We start from the raw sequence: 14,052 nt of genomic DNA, 5'->3' as shown, positions 1-14,052 counted from the left end.
TATCCGGGCACGAAGTGCAAGATCGCGGAGACGGCGGGGGGCGGGGGCGGGGGCGGGGGCGGGGGCGCCCGGGCGAGGTGATCTCCGCTCAGCGGGCGTCGAGGAGGGGTTGGGTCGGGTTCCAGGGTGGGTGGCCTGCGGCGTCGCGGCGGCGGCGGGCGATGGCCGACAGCGCCTCCAGCACCACGCGGTTGCCCAGGTACGCGGTGATGTCGGCGTGGTCGTACGGCGGGGCGACCTCGACCACGTCGACGCCGACGACGGGCAGCTCGTAGCAGCAGCGGCGCACCGCGTCGAGCAGTTGCCGGGAGGTCAGCCCGCCGGGCTCCGGGGTGCCCGTGCCGGGTGCCATGCCCGGGTCGACCACGTCCACGTCGACGGAGAGGAAGACCCCCTCGCACTCGTCGGTGGCGATCCCGAACGCCTCGGTCAGGCAGTCGTCCAGGCCCCGGGCGACCAGCTCGGTCATCTCGTACGACCGCATCCGCTGCTCGGCCATCCACGACAGCGTCTCGGGGCCGGGCCAGTAGCCGCGCAGGCCGATCTGGAGGAACCGGTCGCCGCGTACGGCGCCGGACTCGATGAGCCGGCGCATCGGCTGGCCGTGCCCGTGCAGGCTGCCGAACTCGATGTCCCCGGTGTCGGCGTGCGCGTCGAAGTGCACCAGCGACACCCGGCCCAGCCCGTGGTGGCGGGCGACCCCGGTCGCGTCGGGCAGCGCGATGGAGTGGTCACCGCCGAGCACGACCGGGATCGCCCCGGCCGAGGCGACCGCGAAGACCGCCGACTCCAGGGCGGCCAGGGACCGCTCGATGTCGCCGGAGAACATCTCGACGTCGCCGGCGTCGTACACCCGCAGGTCGCGCAGCGCGTCGACGCGCAGCGCGAGGGACGGTCGGGAGCCGTCGTGCGGCAGGTAGCAGGCCTGCCGGATGGCGGACGGGCCGAACCGGGTGCCCGGCCGGTGCGAGGTGCCGCCGTCAAAGGGCGCGCCGACGACCACGACGTCGGCGTCGGCGAAGGACGACGGGTCGTCGAGCGTGCAGCGGTCGACGCCGAGGAAGGTGAGGTCGGGGCCGAACATCGGGCCGTAGCGGGTCATCGCTCCTGCATCCCCCAGGGTGAGCCGTAGCCGGTGAGCAGATCGAGGAAGGGGCGCGGAGGCAGCGCCTCCGGGCCGATCACCCCCGACCCGGACCACGCGCCGGTGGCGAGCAGTTCCAGGGCGACCACGGGGTTCACGGCGGTCTGCCAGACGACGGCCTGGTGGCCGTACTCCGCCATGGACCACTCGTTGTCGACCACGTGGTAGAGGTAGACCTCGCGCGGCCGGCCGTCGCGGGCCGTGCCCCGCACCCAGGTGCCGGCGCAGGTCTTGCCGCGCATCCGGTCGCCCAGGGTCGCCGGGTCGGGCAGGCAGGCCGCCACGACGTCGCGGGGCGCGACAGTCACGCCGCTCACCCGCACCGGGGACGCCGCGTCGAGGCCGAGCTTGTGCAGGGTCCTGAGGACCTCGATGAACTCGTTGCCGAGGCCGTACTTGAAGGTGACCCGCTTCGCCGCGACCCAGCGCGGAATCAGCAGCACCTCCTCGTGCTCGACGTTGACGCACTCGACCGGGCCGATGCCCTCGGGGAAGTCGAACACCTCCGGCTCCGAGAACGGCGGGGTGGTGTACCAGCCGCGGTCGGCCTCCCAGATCACCGGCGGGTTGAGGCACTCCTCGATGGTGGTCCAGATGGAGAACGACGGCGCGAAGTCGTAGCCGTCGATGGTGAGGTTGCCGCCATCGCGTACCCCGATCTCGTCGATCTCGGCGAACAGCTCGTCGGCGGCGTAGCGGGCGAAGACGTCCGACAGGCCCGGCTCGACGCCGATGCCGCACAGCGCCAGCCGGCCGGCGGCCGACCAGCGGTCGGCGGCGGCGAACTGGTCGTCGCCGAGCTTGACCCCGGTCTCGGCGTACGGCCGGTCGGGGTGCGGCCGGGACAGCGACATGGCCATGTCGAGGTAGTCCGCGCCGGCCGCGAACGCCCCGTCGAAGATGGGCATGACGAAGCGCGGGTCGACCGCGTTGAGCACGTGGGTGACCCGGTGCTCGCGGCAGAGCGCGGCGACCGCGTCCGCCGACGAGGCGTCGACGGTGGCGGGGACGAACCGGTCGCCCCGGCCGGCCACGGCCCGCGCCGCGCGGGCGGGGTCGCGGTCGGCGACGACCACGGTCTCGAAGAAGGAGCGGCGGGCGGCGATGGCGACGGCGGCGGAGCCGACCCCACCGGCGCCGACGAGCAGGATCCGCATCAGGAATCAAACCCCAAACCAAGACGATCGAGCGTACGGAGCCAGAGGTTGCGCCGTCCCGCCCGCGCGTCGGCCCGGGCCAGGGACCAGCGGGTGAGGTGGATGCCGGTGGCCCGCACCGGCTCCGGCGGGAACGGCAGCGGCTTGCGGCGCACCAGGTCGAGCCGGGTCAGCGGGGTCTGCCCGCCGCCCAGCAGGTCGAGCAGCACGCGGGCGCCGAACCGGGTCGCGCCGACGCCGAGCCCGGTGTAGCCGGCCGCGTACGCCAGCCGGCCGTCGTACGCGGTGCCGAAGAACGGGCAGAACCGGGTGCAGGTGTCGATGACGCCGCCCCAGCGGTGGCTGAAGCGCACGTCGGCGAGCTGCGGGAACGTGGCGAAGAAGTGCTGGGCGAGGGCGGTGAAGGTGGCCGGCCGCTGGGCCAGTTCGGGGGCCATCCGGTTGCCGTAGTGGTAGACGGCGTCGTAGCCGCCGAAGAGGATCCGCCCGTCGCCGGTGATCCGGTAGTAGTGGAACTGGTTGCCGGTGTCGGCGAGCCCCTGCCGGTTGCGCCAGCCGATCGCGTCGCGTTGCGCGGCGGTCAGCGGCTCGGTCGTCAGAACGTAGTCGTAGACCGGCACCAGCCAGGCCCGCAGCCGGCGCAGCAGCGGTGGGAACGCGTTGGTGGCGAGCACCACCCGCCGCGCGCGCACCGCGCCGGGGGCGTCGTGGCCGCCGGGTCGCGGGTCGTCGGCCCCGGGAGCGCCGGACGCCCCGCCCAGGGTGGTGGCGCGCAGCGCGGCCCCGTCGCGGCGCAGCCCGGTGACCCGGGTGTGCTCGTGCACCCGCACGCCGAGGTCGAGGCAGGCGCGGCGCAGGCCCCAGGCCAGCTTCGCCGGGTCCAGCATCGCCACCCGGTCGCGGTCCCACAGCCCGCCGAGGTACGTCGGCGAGTCCACCTCGGCGCGTACCTCGTCACGGTCGAGCAGTTGCACGTCGTGGCCGAACCGGCGGGCCAGGTCGACGTCGGCGGCCAGCCCGTCGAGCTGGTGGGGCTCGACCGCCACGGACAGCTCCCCGGTGCGCTCGAACTCGCAGTCGATGCCGTACGCGGCCACGGTGTCGGCGATGGCGTCCAGGTTGTCCCGGCCGAGCCGGTCCAGCACGCCGATCTCGTCGGGGAAGCGTTCGACGCCGTTGGCCAGCCCGTGGGTGAGCGAGGCGGCGCAGAACCCGCCGTTGCGCCCGGACGCCGCCCAGCCGCAGGTGCCCGCCTCGACCAGCAGCACGTCCCGGCCGGGGTCGTCCTGCTTGGCGAGCAGCGCCGCCCAGAGGCCGCTGTAGCCGCCGCCGACGACCAGCAGGTCGGTGTCGGTGCCACCGTGCAGCGGCGGCAGCGGGTCGGGGCGTTCGGGGCGGTCCAGCCAGTACGGCACGGGCGCCGCGTCGGCGAGCGCCCGGGCGGCGTCCGGGCCGGTCATGACGGACGCCGCCCCGGCCCGCCGGACGCCGCCCCGGCCCTCAGGTCGGCGCGGCGGCTCCGCCGGCCGCGCAGGGTGCTGGCGAGCACCAGCAGCAGCGCGACCACGAACATCGCCGTGCCGATGACGTTGACCTGCGGCGGGATGCCCCGCTGGGCGGCACCCCAGACGTACATCGGGAACGTGACGGTGGTGCCGGCGTTGAAGTTCGTGACGATGAAGTCGTCGAAGGACAGCGAGAACGCCAACAGCGCGGCGGCCACGATGCCGGGCAGCACCAGCGGCAGGGTGACCAGCCGGAACGTCTGCCACTCGCTGGCGTAGAGGTCCATCGCGGCCTCCTCCAGCCGCGAGTCCATCCCGGCCAGCCGCGCCTTGACGGTGACCACCACGAACGACACGCAGAACATGACGTGCGCGATGACGATCGTCCAGAAGCCCTGCGGCACCCCGGCGGAGACGAAGAGGGCGAGCAGCGAGGTGCCCATCACCAGCTCGGGGGTGGCCATCGGCAGGAAGATCAGCACGTTGATCCCGGACCGGCCGCGGAACCGGTGCCGCACCAGCGCGAACGCCATCAGGGTGCCGAGCACCGTGGCGACCACGGTGGCGATGAAGCCGATCTGGACGCTGCGCACCACCGCGTCGCACATGTCGGAGGTGGCGCACGGGTTGCGCCAGTTGTCGAGGGTGAACTCGTGGAAGTCGTACGACAGGCGGCTGGACGGGCGGTTGAAGGACAGGGCGGCGACCACGGCGATCGGCAGGAAGAGGTAGCCGAGCACCAGCAGCGCCACGCCCATCACCCAGCGCTCGGCCAGCCAGCGACCGATGCGGTGTCCCACGGTCACAGCACCTCCTCCGTGCCGGCCCGGCGCAGGTAGACGAAGACGACCGCGAGGATCGCCGCCATCAGCAGGAAGGACAGCGCCGCGCCCTGCGGGTAGTCCAGCCGGACCAGGAACGCCGAGTCGATGACGTTGCCGATCATGTACTCGTTGGGGGTGCCGAGCAGCTCGGCGTTGATGTAGTCGCCGCTGGCCGGGATGAAGAACAGCAGCGTGCCGGCGACCAGGCCGGGCATGGACAGCGGCAGCGTGACCCGGCGGAACACCCGCAGCGGGCTGGCGTAGAGGTCGCTCGCCGCCTCCAGCAGCCGGTGGTCCAGCCGCTCCAGGCTCGCGTACAGCGGCAGCACCAGGAACGGCAGGAAGTTGTACGTGAGGCCGAGCACCACCGCGACCGGGGTGGCCAGCAGCCGGCCGTCGGGGGCGAGCAGGTGCACGTCGCGCAGCAGCCCGACGACCCAGCCGTTGTCGGACAGGATGGTCTTCCAGGCCAGCGTGCGCACCAGGAAGCTGGTGAACATCGGCGCGACCACGCAGACCAGCAGCAGGTTCTTCCACCGGCCGGCCTTCTGGGCGATCGCGTACGCCAGCGGATAGCCCATCAGCAGCGCCAGCACCAGCGCGATGCCGGCGTAGACGAAGGACCGGGTGAACTGCGGCCAGTACGCCGCGAGCGCGTCCGGGTAGTTGCCGACCGCCCAGGTCAGCGCGTAGCCGGTGGCGAGCGAGCCGGCGGGGTCGTAGAGGCTGGCGGCGGCGAGCTGGAACAGCGGCACCGCGAAGAAGAGGAACAGCCACGCCGCGCCGGGCAGCAGGAGGAGGTACGGCAGGACCCGGTGCCGACCGGACCGCCGGGCCGGCGGGGGCGTCGTCGACCGCCCCGAGCCGGGCACGTGCGCGAGCGCTGTCACGAGGACGCACCCACCGGCTCGTCCAGGACCGGCGTGGTCCGGTCGTGCTCGCCGGGCTCCCGGGGCAGCAGGAAGGCGTGCCGCGGGTCCCAGTACGCCACCGCCTCGCTGCCCACCGCCAGCGGGCCGCTCACGCCGCTGTTGGCCACGAAGACCGACAGCTCGCTGCCCCAGCCGGTACGCAGCAGGTACTGCGTGCTGACCCCGACGTAGGAGGCGTCGGTGACCACCCCGGTGACGTGCTGGTGCCCGGCGGGGACCTGGTCGACGGAGTCGACCAGATGCAGCTTCTCCGGGCGTACGCCCAGGTGGACCGGCCCCCGGTCGGCCCGGGCCCGGCCGGGGGGCACCGAGAAGCGGTTGCCGTGCGCCGAAACCGCCACCTCGCCGCCGCCCGGGCCGGCGGCCTCGCCGGCGAGCAGGTTGGACTGGCCGAGGAAGTTCGCCACGAACGCGGTGGCGGGAAACTCGTAGATGTCGGCGGGCGCGCCGAGCTGCTCGATCTTCCCGGCGTTCATCACCGCGACCGTGTCGGCCATCGTCATGGCCTCCTCCTGGTCGTGGGTGACGTGCACGAACGTGATGCCGACCTCGGTCTGGATCCGCTTCAGCTCGATCTGCATCTGCCGGCGCAGCTTGAGGTCGAGCGCGCCCAGCGGCTCGTCCAGCAGCAGCACCTGCGGACGGTTGACCAGGGCGCGGGCCAGGGCGACCCGCTGCTGCTGCCCCCCGGAGAGCTGGGCGGGACGGCGGTGGCCGTAGCCGTCGAGCTGCACCAGCGCGAGCATCCCCATGACTTGGTCGTCGACCGAGCGGATGCCGCGCCGGCGCAGCCCGAAGGCCACGTTCTCGAAGACGTTCAGGTGCGGGAAGAGCGCGTAGCTCTGGAAGACGGTGTTCACGGGCCGCTTGTACGGGCGCAGCCGGGCGATGTCCCGGTCGCCGAGCAGCACCTGCCCGCTGGTCGGCTCCTCCAACCCGGCGATCATCCGCAGGGTGGTGGTCTTGCCGCAGCCGGACGCCCCGAGCAGGGCGAAGAACGAGCCCTGCGGGATGGTCAGGCTGAGGTCGTCCACGGCGGTGAAGATGCCGAACCGCTTGGTGAGGTTGGCCAGCCGCAGGTCGCCGGCCGGTGTCTCGCGCCCCACAGTCGCCCCGCCCATGCCGCTCACGCCCCGATGACCTGCTGGAACTTGGTCTCGTACTCGCGCTCCTGCTTCTCGTCCAGCGCCATGAAGACCTTGGACTTCGACAGCATGGCCTCGTCGGGGAAGATCAGCGGATTGGCGGCCAACTCCGGATCGATCTTCTCCATCTCGGCCTTGGCGCCCTGGACCGGGCAGATGTAGTTCACGAACGCGGCGAGCTTCGCGGCGACCGCCGGGTCGTAGTAGTAGTTGATGAGCTGCTCGGCGTTGCCCTTGTGGGTGGCCTTGTTCGGCACCAGGACGTTGTCCGACCAGAGCATCACGCCCGACTCGGGCACCACGAACTTGACCTTGTCGTCCTCGAAGCCGAGCTGGATGACGTCACCCGACCAGCCGATGCACGCGGCGATGTCGCCCTTGGCGAGGTCGGGCGCGTAGTCGTTGCCGGTGAACCGGCGGATCTGGCCGGAGTCGACGGCCTTCTTGAGCTTGTTGAGCGCGTCGTCGAACTGCGCGGCGGTGAAGTTCGCCGGGTCGTGACCGTTCGACTGGAGCAGCAGGCCCATGGTGTCGCGCATCTCGGACAGCGCGGTCACCTTGCCCTTGAGGTCGGGCCGGGTGAGCAGCTCGTCGACCGTACGGATCTCCTTGGTGACCTTGCCGTTGTAGGCGAGGCCGGCCAGGCCGGACTGCCACGGGATGGCGAGCTGGTTCTCGGCGTCGAAGGACCGGTTGCGCAGCGACGGCAGCAGGTTGGCCTCGACGTTGGGCAGCTTCGACTTGTCGAGCTTCTGGACCCAGCCGAGGCGGATCATCCGCGCCGCCATCCAGTCGGTGAGGACCATGATGTCCCGGTCGGTGCCCTGACAGCCCGCGAGCTGGTTCTGCACCTTGCCGAAGAACTCGTTGTTGTCGTTGACGTCCTCGGTGTAGGTGACCTGGATGCCGGTCTGGGCGATGAACGCGTCGAGGGTCGGCCGCTTGGACTCGTCGGACTCGTCCACGTCCATGTACTGCGGCCAGTTGGAGAAGGCCAGCTTCTTCTCGATGCCGGACAGGTCCTGGCTGACGCAGCCGGCCTCCGTCTGGGTGGCGGCCTTGGTGCCGCAGCCGGCCAGCGAGCCGCCCGCGGCGAGCAGCGCGGCCGAGCCGAGGGTGCCGGTCAGGAGTCCACGCCGGGTGAGGGGCCGAAAGGGAGTTCGCATGTGACGACTCCTAAGGGGTCATCGTCGGCGGCGGGACGGGGATGGCGCGCCGGCGGGAGGGTCAGGTGCGGTGGACGACTGATCCTGACATGAGGCCACCTCCCTTACAAGGGATTCCGTTGCCGGAATAGCTCTGGACGACGAAATACGCCAGACTGCCCGGGGCACTAGGCTCAGCCCGGGAACGGATATGGGAGCGGTCGATGACGAACCGGCAGCACGACAACGGCAACGGCGGACGAAGGGTCACCGTCCGCGAGGGCGCCAGCCACGCACTGCTGGACGACGTGGCGAAGCAGATCATCGAGCAGCTCCAGGAGGACGGCCGCCGACCGTACGCGACCATCGGCAAGGCGGTCGGGCTGTCGGAGGCGGCGGTGCGCCAGCGGGTGCAGCGGCTGCTCGACGCCGGGGTGATGCAGATCGTCGCGGTGACCGATCCGCTCCAGCTCGGCTTCCCCCGCCAGGCCATGATCGGTCTGCGTACGAACGGCGACCTGGAGGCCGTGGCCGACCGCCTCGCCGAACTGGACGAGGTCGACTACGTGGTGATCACGGCGGGCTCGTTCGACCTGCTGACCGAGGTGGTCTGCCGCAACGACGACCACCTGCTGGAGATCCTCCAGCGGCTGCGGGCGGTCGAGGGCGTGCTCTCCACCGAGGCGTTCGTCTATCTCAAGCTGCGCAAGCAGACGTACACCTGGGGCACCGCCTGATCGGGCCGCCCGCCGGCTCCGGACGCCGCTCGGCCTCAGCCAGCGCCCCCGCCGCGCCCAACAGAGGCGACGAACGTCCGCCAGGCGCCCGGCCCGAAGGTGAGGGTGCCGCCGTCGCGGTCCTTGCTGTCCCGCACCAGCACCCGGCCCGGCAGGTTGTCGGTCACCTCGACGCAGTTGCCGCCGTTGTTGCTGCTGCGGGTGGCGGTGCGCCAGCGGGCGTCGGTCATGTCCATGTCGTCGCCACTTCCCTGATCAGCTCGATCGACCGGCGTCTCGGCAGCGCCTCGCCGGCGACGCTCTCCCATCTGCCGCCCAGGCTAGCAATGTCGGCACTCTCCGTCACGACCTGACCGCGGAGCCGGTTGTCCACATAGGCCGCCTCGGCGCCGTCGGGCAGGCGGATCAGGACGAACGGCCCGGCAAGCCCGGTGTGCCAGGAGACCTCGGACGGGATCACCCGCACCTGCACGTGCTCCTGCTCGGCGACCCTCAGCAGGTGGGTCAACTGGCCGGCCATCACCGCCCGCGCCGGCAACCGCCCGGAAAGGCCCTGGACCTGCCCCGCACCCTCCCCGCCCAGCCGCACACGCTCAACAAGCGCGGCGGGCACGGGAAGCGCGGCGGGCACGGGAAGCGCGGCAGGCGGGCGCGGGCGTCACGGCAGGTCGCGAACGACCCGGCCCTACGCCCCGCCCACGCCTGTCGAGCTGATGTCGCAAACGATTCAGCCCCGGCGCACCACCCGGGACGCGCTCCGGCCCGACGCGATGTCGCAAACGATTCAGCCCCTCCGCACCACGCGGGACGCACTCCAGCCCGACGCGATGTCGCAGGCGATCCAGCCCCGGCGCACCACGCGGGACGCACTCCAGCCCGACGCGATGTCGCAGGCGATCCAGCCCCGGCGCACCACGCTGGACGCGCTCCGGCCCGACGCGATGCTGCAGACGATCCAGCCCCCTCGGCGCCGCGGTGGGCGCTCCGGCCCGACGCGATGCCGCAAACGATCGCGATGTCGCAAACGATTCAGCTCGACAGGGCGAGAGGGGCGCACCCTGGACCCGCCGACGGACGCCGGCCGCCCGTCAACGACTGGTACGGATTCCGTTGCTCACTGGACACGTACTCGCTGATTCCGTCGCCAGAGAGCCCGTGTGCCACCGATCTCACTTGCTTTCGTCGGCTGGGCTGTGGGATAACCGTGGGCAGAGCGGCCGGTGTCACCCCTGACCGGCCCGAGACCCGATGGGGCTGACATGGCCGACGCCACCGACCACCTCTGGATGCACTTCACCCGGATGGCGAGCTACTCCGCCGGCGAGGTGCCGACCATCGTGCGCGGCGAGGGCGCGTACGTCTGGGACGCCCAGGGCCGCCGCTACCTGGACGGCCTCGCGGGGCTCTTCGTCGTCAACGCCGGCCACGGGCGCACCGAGCTGGCTGAGGCCGCCGCCAAGCAGGCGACCGAGCTGGCCTACTTCCCGCTCTGGTCGTACGCCCACCCGAAGGCGGTCGAGCTGGCCGAGAAGATCGCCGCGCTCACCCCCGGCGACCTGAACCGGGTCTTCTTCACCACCGGCGGCTCGGAGGCGGTCGAGGCGGCGTGGAAGCTGGCCCGGGCCTACTTCAAGCGCACCGGGAGGCCGAACAAGCACAAGGTGGTCAGCCGCTACATCGCCTACCACGGCACCTCGATGGGCGCGCTGTCGATCACCGGCCTGCCCGGCATCAAGAGCGACTTCGAGCCGCTCGTGCCGGGCGGCATCAAGGTGCCGAACACCAACTTCTACCGCGCCCCCGAGCACGGCGACTCCCCCGAGGCGTTCGGCCGCTGGGCTGCCGAGGAGATCGGCCGGGCCATCGAGCGGGAGGGGCCGGACACGGTCGCGGCCGTCTTCCTGGAGCCGGTGCAGAACTCCGGCGGCTGCTTCCCGCCGCCGCCCGGCTACTTCGAGCGGGTCCGGGAGATCTGCGACGCGTACGACGTGCTGCTCGTCTCCGACGAGGTGATCTGCTCCTGGGGCCGCCTCGGCGAATACTTCGGCGCCGTCCGGTACGGCTACCAGCCGGACATCATCACCACCGCCAAGGGCATCACCTCCGGCTACGCGCCGCTCGGCGCGATGATCGCCAGCGACCGGCTGATGGAGCCGTTCCTGACCGAGACCGGCATGTTCGCCCACGGGGTGACCTTCGGCGGCCACCCGGTCTCCTGCGCGGTGGCCCTGGCCAACCTGGAGGTCTTCGCCCGCGAGGACCTGGTCGGGCACGTCCGGGCCAACGAGGCCGCCTTCCGCGCCACCCTGGAGAAGCTGCACGACCTGCCGATCGTCGGCGACGTGCGCGGCGACGGCTACTTCTACGGCATCGAGCTGGTCAAGGACAAGGCCACCCGGGCGACCTTCGACGAGGCCGAGTCCGAGCGGCTGCTGCGCGGCTTCCTCTCCACCGCGCTCTTCTCCGCCGGGCTCTACTGCCGCGCCGACGACCGGGGCGACCCCGTCGTGCAACTCGCCCCGCCGCTGATCGCCGAGCAGCAGCAGTTCGACGAGATCGAGCAGATCCTGCGCGCCGTGCTCACCGAGGCGTGGGCGCGCCTGTAACCCTCGTCCATCCGGCCGGGCCGGCCGCGCGCCCCAGAGGCGCGTGGTCGACCCGGCCGTTCCCGCACCCGGAGCGGCCGATGCGCTACCAGGACCTGTCGTACTGGCTGTCCACCGTGGACGAGCCGCTCACGCCGCGCCCGCCGCTGGCCGGCGACGCCGACGCGGACGTGGTGATCGTCGGGGCCGGCTACACCGGGCTCTGGACGGCGTACTACCTCGCGGTCGCCGACCCGACGCTGCGGATCACCGTGCTGGAGGCACAGGTCGCCGGCTACGGCGCGTCCGGCCGCAACGGGGGTTGGTGCTCGGCGCTGTTCCCCACCTCGCTGCCCGCGCTGGCGCGCCGGCACGGGCGGGACGCCGCGATCGCCATGCAGCGCGCCATGCACGCGACCGTCGCCGAGGTCGGCCGGGTCGTCGCGGCCGAGGGCATCGACTGCGACTGGGCGTACGGCGGGACGGTGATGCTCGCCCGCACCGGCCCCCAGCTCGACCGGGCCCGCGCGGCGGTGGCGGAGGCGCGGGCGTACGGGCTCGGGCTGGAGGATCTGGCGCTGCTCGACGCCGCCGAGGCCGCCGCCCGCTGCGCCGCCGAGGGGGTACGCGGCGGCACGTACACCCCGCACTGCGCGGCGGTGCACCCGGCCCGGCTGGTGCGCGGCCTGGCCCGGGCGGTGGAACGCCGAGGGGTGACGATCCACGAGGGCACGCGGGTGACCCGGATCCGGTCCGGCGCGGCGGTGACCCCGGCCGGCACGGTGCGCGCGCCGGTGGTGGTGCGCGCGACCGAGGGCTACACGCCCGGCCTCCCGGGGCAGCGCCGCACCGTCGCGCCGGTCTACTCGCTGATGGTCGCCACCGCGCCGCTGCCCGTCGCGACCTGGGAGCGGATCGGCCTGGCGGAGCGGGAGACCTTCTCCGACCACCGGCACGTCATCGTCTACGGCCAGCGCACCGCCGACGGGCGGCTCGCCTTCGGCGGCCGGGGCGCGCCCTACCACTTCGGTTCCCGGGTCTGTCCCGACCACGACCGGGAGCCGACGGTCTTCGCGGCGCTGCGCCGTACGCTCGGCGAACTGTTCCCGGTGCTCGGCCCGGACGTGCCGGTGACCCACGCCTGGGGCGGGCCGCTCGGGGTGGCCCGGGACTGGGCGGCCTCGGTCGGCTTCGCCCCGGCCGACGGGCTGGCCTGGGCCGGCGGCTACGTCGGCGACGGCGTGGGCACCAGCAACCTCGCCGGCCGGACCCTGGCCGACCTGATCCGGGGCGAGCGGACGGACCTGACCGCCCTGCCGTGGGTGAACCACCGCTCCCCGAAGTGGGAGCCGGAGCCGCTGCGCTGGCTGGCCGTGAACGCGGGCCTACGGCTGATGTTCTCGGCCGACGCGGCGGAACAGCGCACGGGCCGTGCCTCCCGCCGTGCCGCCCTCTTCGCCCGCCTCCTGGGCCACTGACCCCTGGGGCGGGTCAGTGGCTGGGGGGGATGACGCGGAGGTGGCCCCGGCGGCCCGTCTGGGGGGCGGCGTTGAGACTCTCGTCGCCCTCGGGCGGGCGGGGGGCCACCGGGCGGGCGGCCTCGCGGACGGCCTCGGCGAGGGCGACCAGGTCGTCGGTGGTGGGCGGCGGGGGCTCGAACTCGCCCTCGTGCCGGACCACGTCCCAGCCGCGCGGCGCGGTCAGGTTGCGGGCGTGCGGCTCGCAGAGGTCGTAGGTGTGCGGCTCGGCGAAGGCGGCCAGCGGTCCCACCACGGCTGTCGACTCGTTGTAGACATAGGTCAGCGTGGCGACCGCTTGCCGGGGGCAGCCGTTACGGGAGCAGCGCCGTGGTGACCTCACGGCGGCAGGGTATCCCCATTACCGGGTCCGGCGCACCGCTTCGCGTTGCGACACGCCCGTCACGGTGATCACAATTCGGTCCGGCGCGACCCGCGCCGCGCCACACTCGCCGCGCTACCGCAGGCCGGGCCGGTGCGGGAGCTAACCTGTCCCTCATGACGAGCCCGGAACACCGCCGCCCCGGCCCCGGCCGGCGCGCCCACCGTGACCGGCACGGGCGCGGCCTGCGCGGGCGGCTGGTGCCGGCGACGGTGCCGCTGGCACGGACGAAGGCGGAGATCTTCGACGACCTCGTGCTGGACACCGTCGAGACCCTGGAACGGCGGTTCGCCAAGGAGTTGGCCGGGGTCGAGTTCGCGGTGGAGGACGTCCCGCCGGACCTGAACGTCTACGACTCCGACGTGTTGGAGGACGGCGAGGTGCCGCTCGCCCGGCTGCTGCCCGGCCGGCCCGGCCGGCAGGAGGTGCCGCCGCGGATCGTGCTCTACCGCCGGCCGCTGGAGTTCCGCGCCATGGACCGCGAGGATCTCGCGGATCTCGTGCACGACGTGATCATCGAGCAGGTGGCCAACCTGCTCGGGGTCGATCCGGACGAGTTGGCCTGAGCCGCCCGCCGGATGCCGCCGCGGCGGGCGACCGGATTCGATGCGCTCGAGCCGGGCGGCCCCCACCGCCCCGGCCCGGCAACGCTCAGGCGGCCCGCCGCTTGAGCTTGCGCCGCTCCCGCTCCGAGAGCCCGCCCCAGATCCCGAACCGCTCGTCGTGCCCGAGAGCGTATTCGAGGCATTCCGTCTTGACCTCGCAGCGCAAGCAGATCCGCTTCGCCTCGCGGGTCGAGCCGCCCTTCTCGGGAAAGAACGCCTCCGGGTCGGTCTGCGAGCAGAGCGCCCGCTCCTGCCACTCCGGCGCGTTTCCGAGCAGGTCGGCCACCTCAAGCTGGCCGTCCATCAAATGCCTCCTTGTCGCGCACCGGCGTCATCGCCGCTGCAACCCCCACGCGAAAGGCGCGCGTGTCCGT

The 14,052-nt window shown here is 72.7% G+C and carries 15 protein-coding genes; 4 read left to right on the top strand and 11 right to left on the bottom strand.

What is annotated here, in order from left to right:
- Positions 1-88 precede the first annotated feature (88 nt).
- From speB to ACFY23_RS05440, 7 genes are read right to left on the bottom strand one after another with little or no spacing between them, the layout of a single operon-like run.
- Positions 89-1,102 (bottom strand): agmatinase, encoded by a 1,014-nt coding sequence (gene speB, locus ACFY23_RS05470; protein WP_350682703.1) that lies wholly within the window; start codon positions 1,100-1,102, stop codon positions 89-91.
- On the bottom strand, positions 1,099-2,301 hold the full coding sequence (locus tag ACFY23_RS05465) for a saccharopine dehydrogenase C-terminal domain-containing protein (protein WP_350682705.1): 1,203 nt from the start codon (positions 2,299-2,301) through the stop codon (positions 1,099-1,101). The genes speB and ACFY23_RS05465 overlap by 4 nt, the downstream gene beginning before the upstream one ends.
- Complete coding sequence (locus tag ACFY23_RS05460; RefSeq protein WP_350818854.1) at positions 2,301-3,761, bottom strand: FAD-dependent oxidoreductase; 1,461 nt, start codon at positions 3,759-3,761, stop codon at positions 2,301-2,303. Before ACFY23_RS05460 ends, ACFY23_RS05465 begins: the two co-directional genes overlap by 1 nt.
- On the bottom strand, positions 3,758-4,612 hold the full coding sequence (locus tag ACFY23_RS05455; protein WP_350682554.1) for an ABC transporter permease: 855 nt from the start codon (positions 4,610-4,612) through the stop codon (positions 3,758-3,760). Before ACFY23_RS05455 ends, ACFY23_RS05460 begins: the two co-directional genes overlap by 4 nt.
- Entirely contained in the window at positions 4,609-5,520 is a 912-nt protein-coding gene (locus tag ACFY23_RS05450) for an ABC transporter permease (protein WP_350682556.1), read from the bottom strand. The genes ACFY23_RS05455 and ACFY23_RS05450 overlap by 4 nt, the downstream gene beginning before the upstream one ends.
- Positions 5,517-6,683 (bottom strand): ABC transporter ATP-binding protein, encoded by a 1,167-nt coding sequence (locus tag ACFY23_RS05445; RefSeq protein ID WP_350682558.1) that lies wholly within the window; start codon positions 6,681-6,683, stop codon positions 5,517-5,519. Before ACFY23_RS05445 ends, ACFY23_RS05450 begins: the two co-directional genes overlap by 4 nt.
- A 5-nt stretch (positions 6,684-6,688) precedes the next feature.
- A complete protein-coding gene (locus ACFY23_RS05440) occupies positions 6,689-7,873 on the bottom strand; it encodes a spermidine/putrescine ABC transporter substrate-binding protein (protein WP_350682560.1) in 1,185 nt (394 codons plus the stop codon).
- Between the two features lie 203 nt (positions 7,874-8,076).
- On the opposite strand from ACFY23_RS05440, the gene ACFY23_RS05435 reads away from it, so the two are divergent.
- Positions 8,077-8,589 (top strand): Lrp/AsnC family transcriptional regulator, encoded by a 513-nt coding sequence (locus tag ACFY23_RS05435; protein ID WP_350682562.1) that lies wholly within the window; start codon positions 8,077-8,079, stop codon positions 8,587-8,589.
- A gap of 35 nt (positions 8,590-8,624) precedes the next feature.
- On the opposite strand, the gene ACFY23_RS05430 is transcribed toward ACFY23_RS05435, so the two are convergent.
- Together ACFY23_RS05430 and ACFY23_RS05425 are read right to left on the bottom strand one after the other, a co-directional pair.
- The gene (locus ACFY23_RS05430) at positions 8,625-8,825 is read right to left on the bottom strand and encodes a DUF397 domain-containing protein (RefSeq protein ID WP_350682564.1); all 201 of its coding nucleotides are present in this window, start codon (positions 8,823-8,825) and stop codon (positions 8,625-8,627) included.
- Positions 8,816-9,220: a Scr1 family TA system antitoxin-like transcriptional regulator gene (locus tag ACFY23_RS05425; protein WP_350682566.1), complete on the bottom strand. Its 405-nt coding sequence runs from the start codon at positions 9,218-9,220 to the stop codon at positions 8,816-8,818. Before ACFY23_RS05425 ends, ACFY23_RS05430 begins: the two co-directional genes overlap by 10 nt.
- A 628-nt stretch (positions 9,221-9,848) precedes the next feature.
- Between ACFY23_RS05425 and ACFY23_RS05420 the strand changes: the two genes are divergently transcribed.
- Positions 9,849-11,195, top strand: coding sequence for an aspartate aminotransferase family protein (locus ACFY23_RS05420; protein ID WP_350682567.1), 1,347 nt, complete (start codon positions 9,849-9,851; stop codon positions 11,193-11,195).
- 80 nt (positions 11,196-11,275) lie between these two features.
- Positions 11,276-12,652: an FAD-binding oxidoreductase gene (locus ACFY23_RS05415; protein WP_350682568.1), complete on the top strand. Its 1,377-nt coding sequence runs from the start codon at positions 11,276-11,278 to the stop codon at positions 12,650-12,652.
- A 13-nt stretch (positions 12,653-12,665) separates the two neighbouring features.
- Here ACFY23_RS05415 and ACFY23_RS05410 read toward each other — a convergent pair whose 3' ends face one another.
- Positions 12,666-13,034: a DUF3499 domain-containing protein gene (locus ACFY23_RS05410; RefSeq protein ID WP_350682570.1), complete on the bottom strand. Its 369-nt coding sequence runs from the start codon at positions 13,032-13,034 to the stop codon at positions 12,666-12,668.
- A gap of 155 nt (positions 13,035-13,189) precedes the next feature.
- On the opposite strand from ACFY23_RS05410, the gene ACFY23_RS05405 reads away from it, so the two are divergent.
- On the top strand, positions 13,190-13,639 hold the full coding sequence (locus tag ACFY23_RS05405) for a metallopeptidase family protein (RefSeq protein ID WP_089001916.1): 450 nt from the start codon (positions 13,190-13,192) through the stop codon (positions 13,637-13,639).
- A gap of 85 nt (positions 13,640-13,724) precedes the next feature.
- Here ACFY23_RS05405 and ACFY23_RS05400 read toward each other — a convergent pair whose 3' ends face one another.
- Entirely contained in the window at positions 13,725-13,982 is a 258-nt protein-coding gene (locus ACFY23_RS05400; RefSeq protein WP_350682572.1) for a WhiB family transcriptional regulator, read from the bottom strand.
- Between the last annotated feature and the right edge of the window lie 70 nt (positions 13,983-14,052).

This window comes from Micromonospora sp. NPDC000121 (assembly GCF_042899165.1).
Classification (GTDB): Bacteria; Actinomycetota; Actinomycetes; order Mycobacteriales; family Micromonosporaceae; genus Micromonospora.
This window is presented reverse-complemented; position numbering and strand designations above follow the sequence as displayed.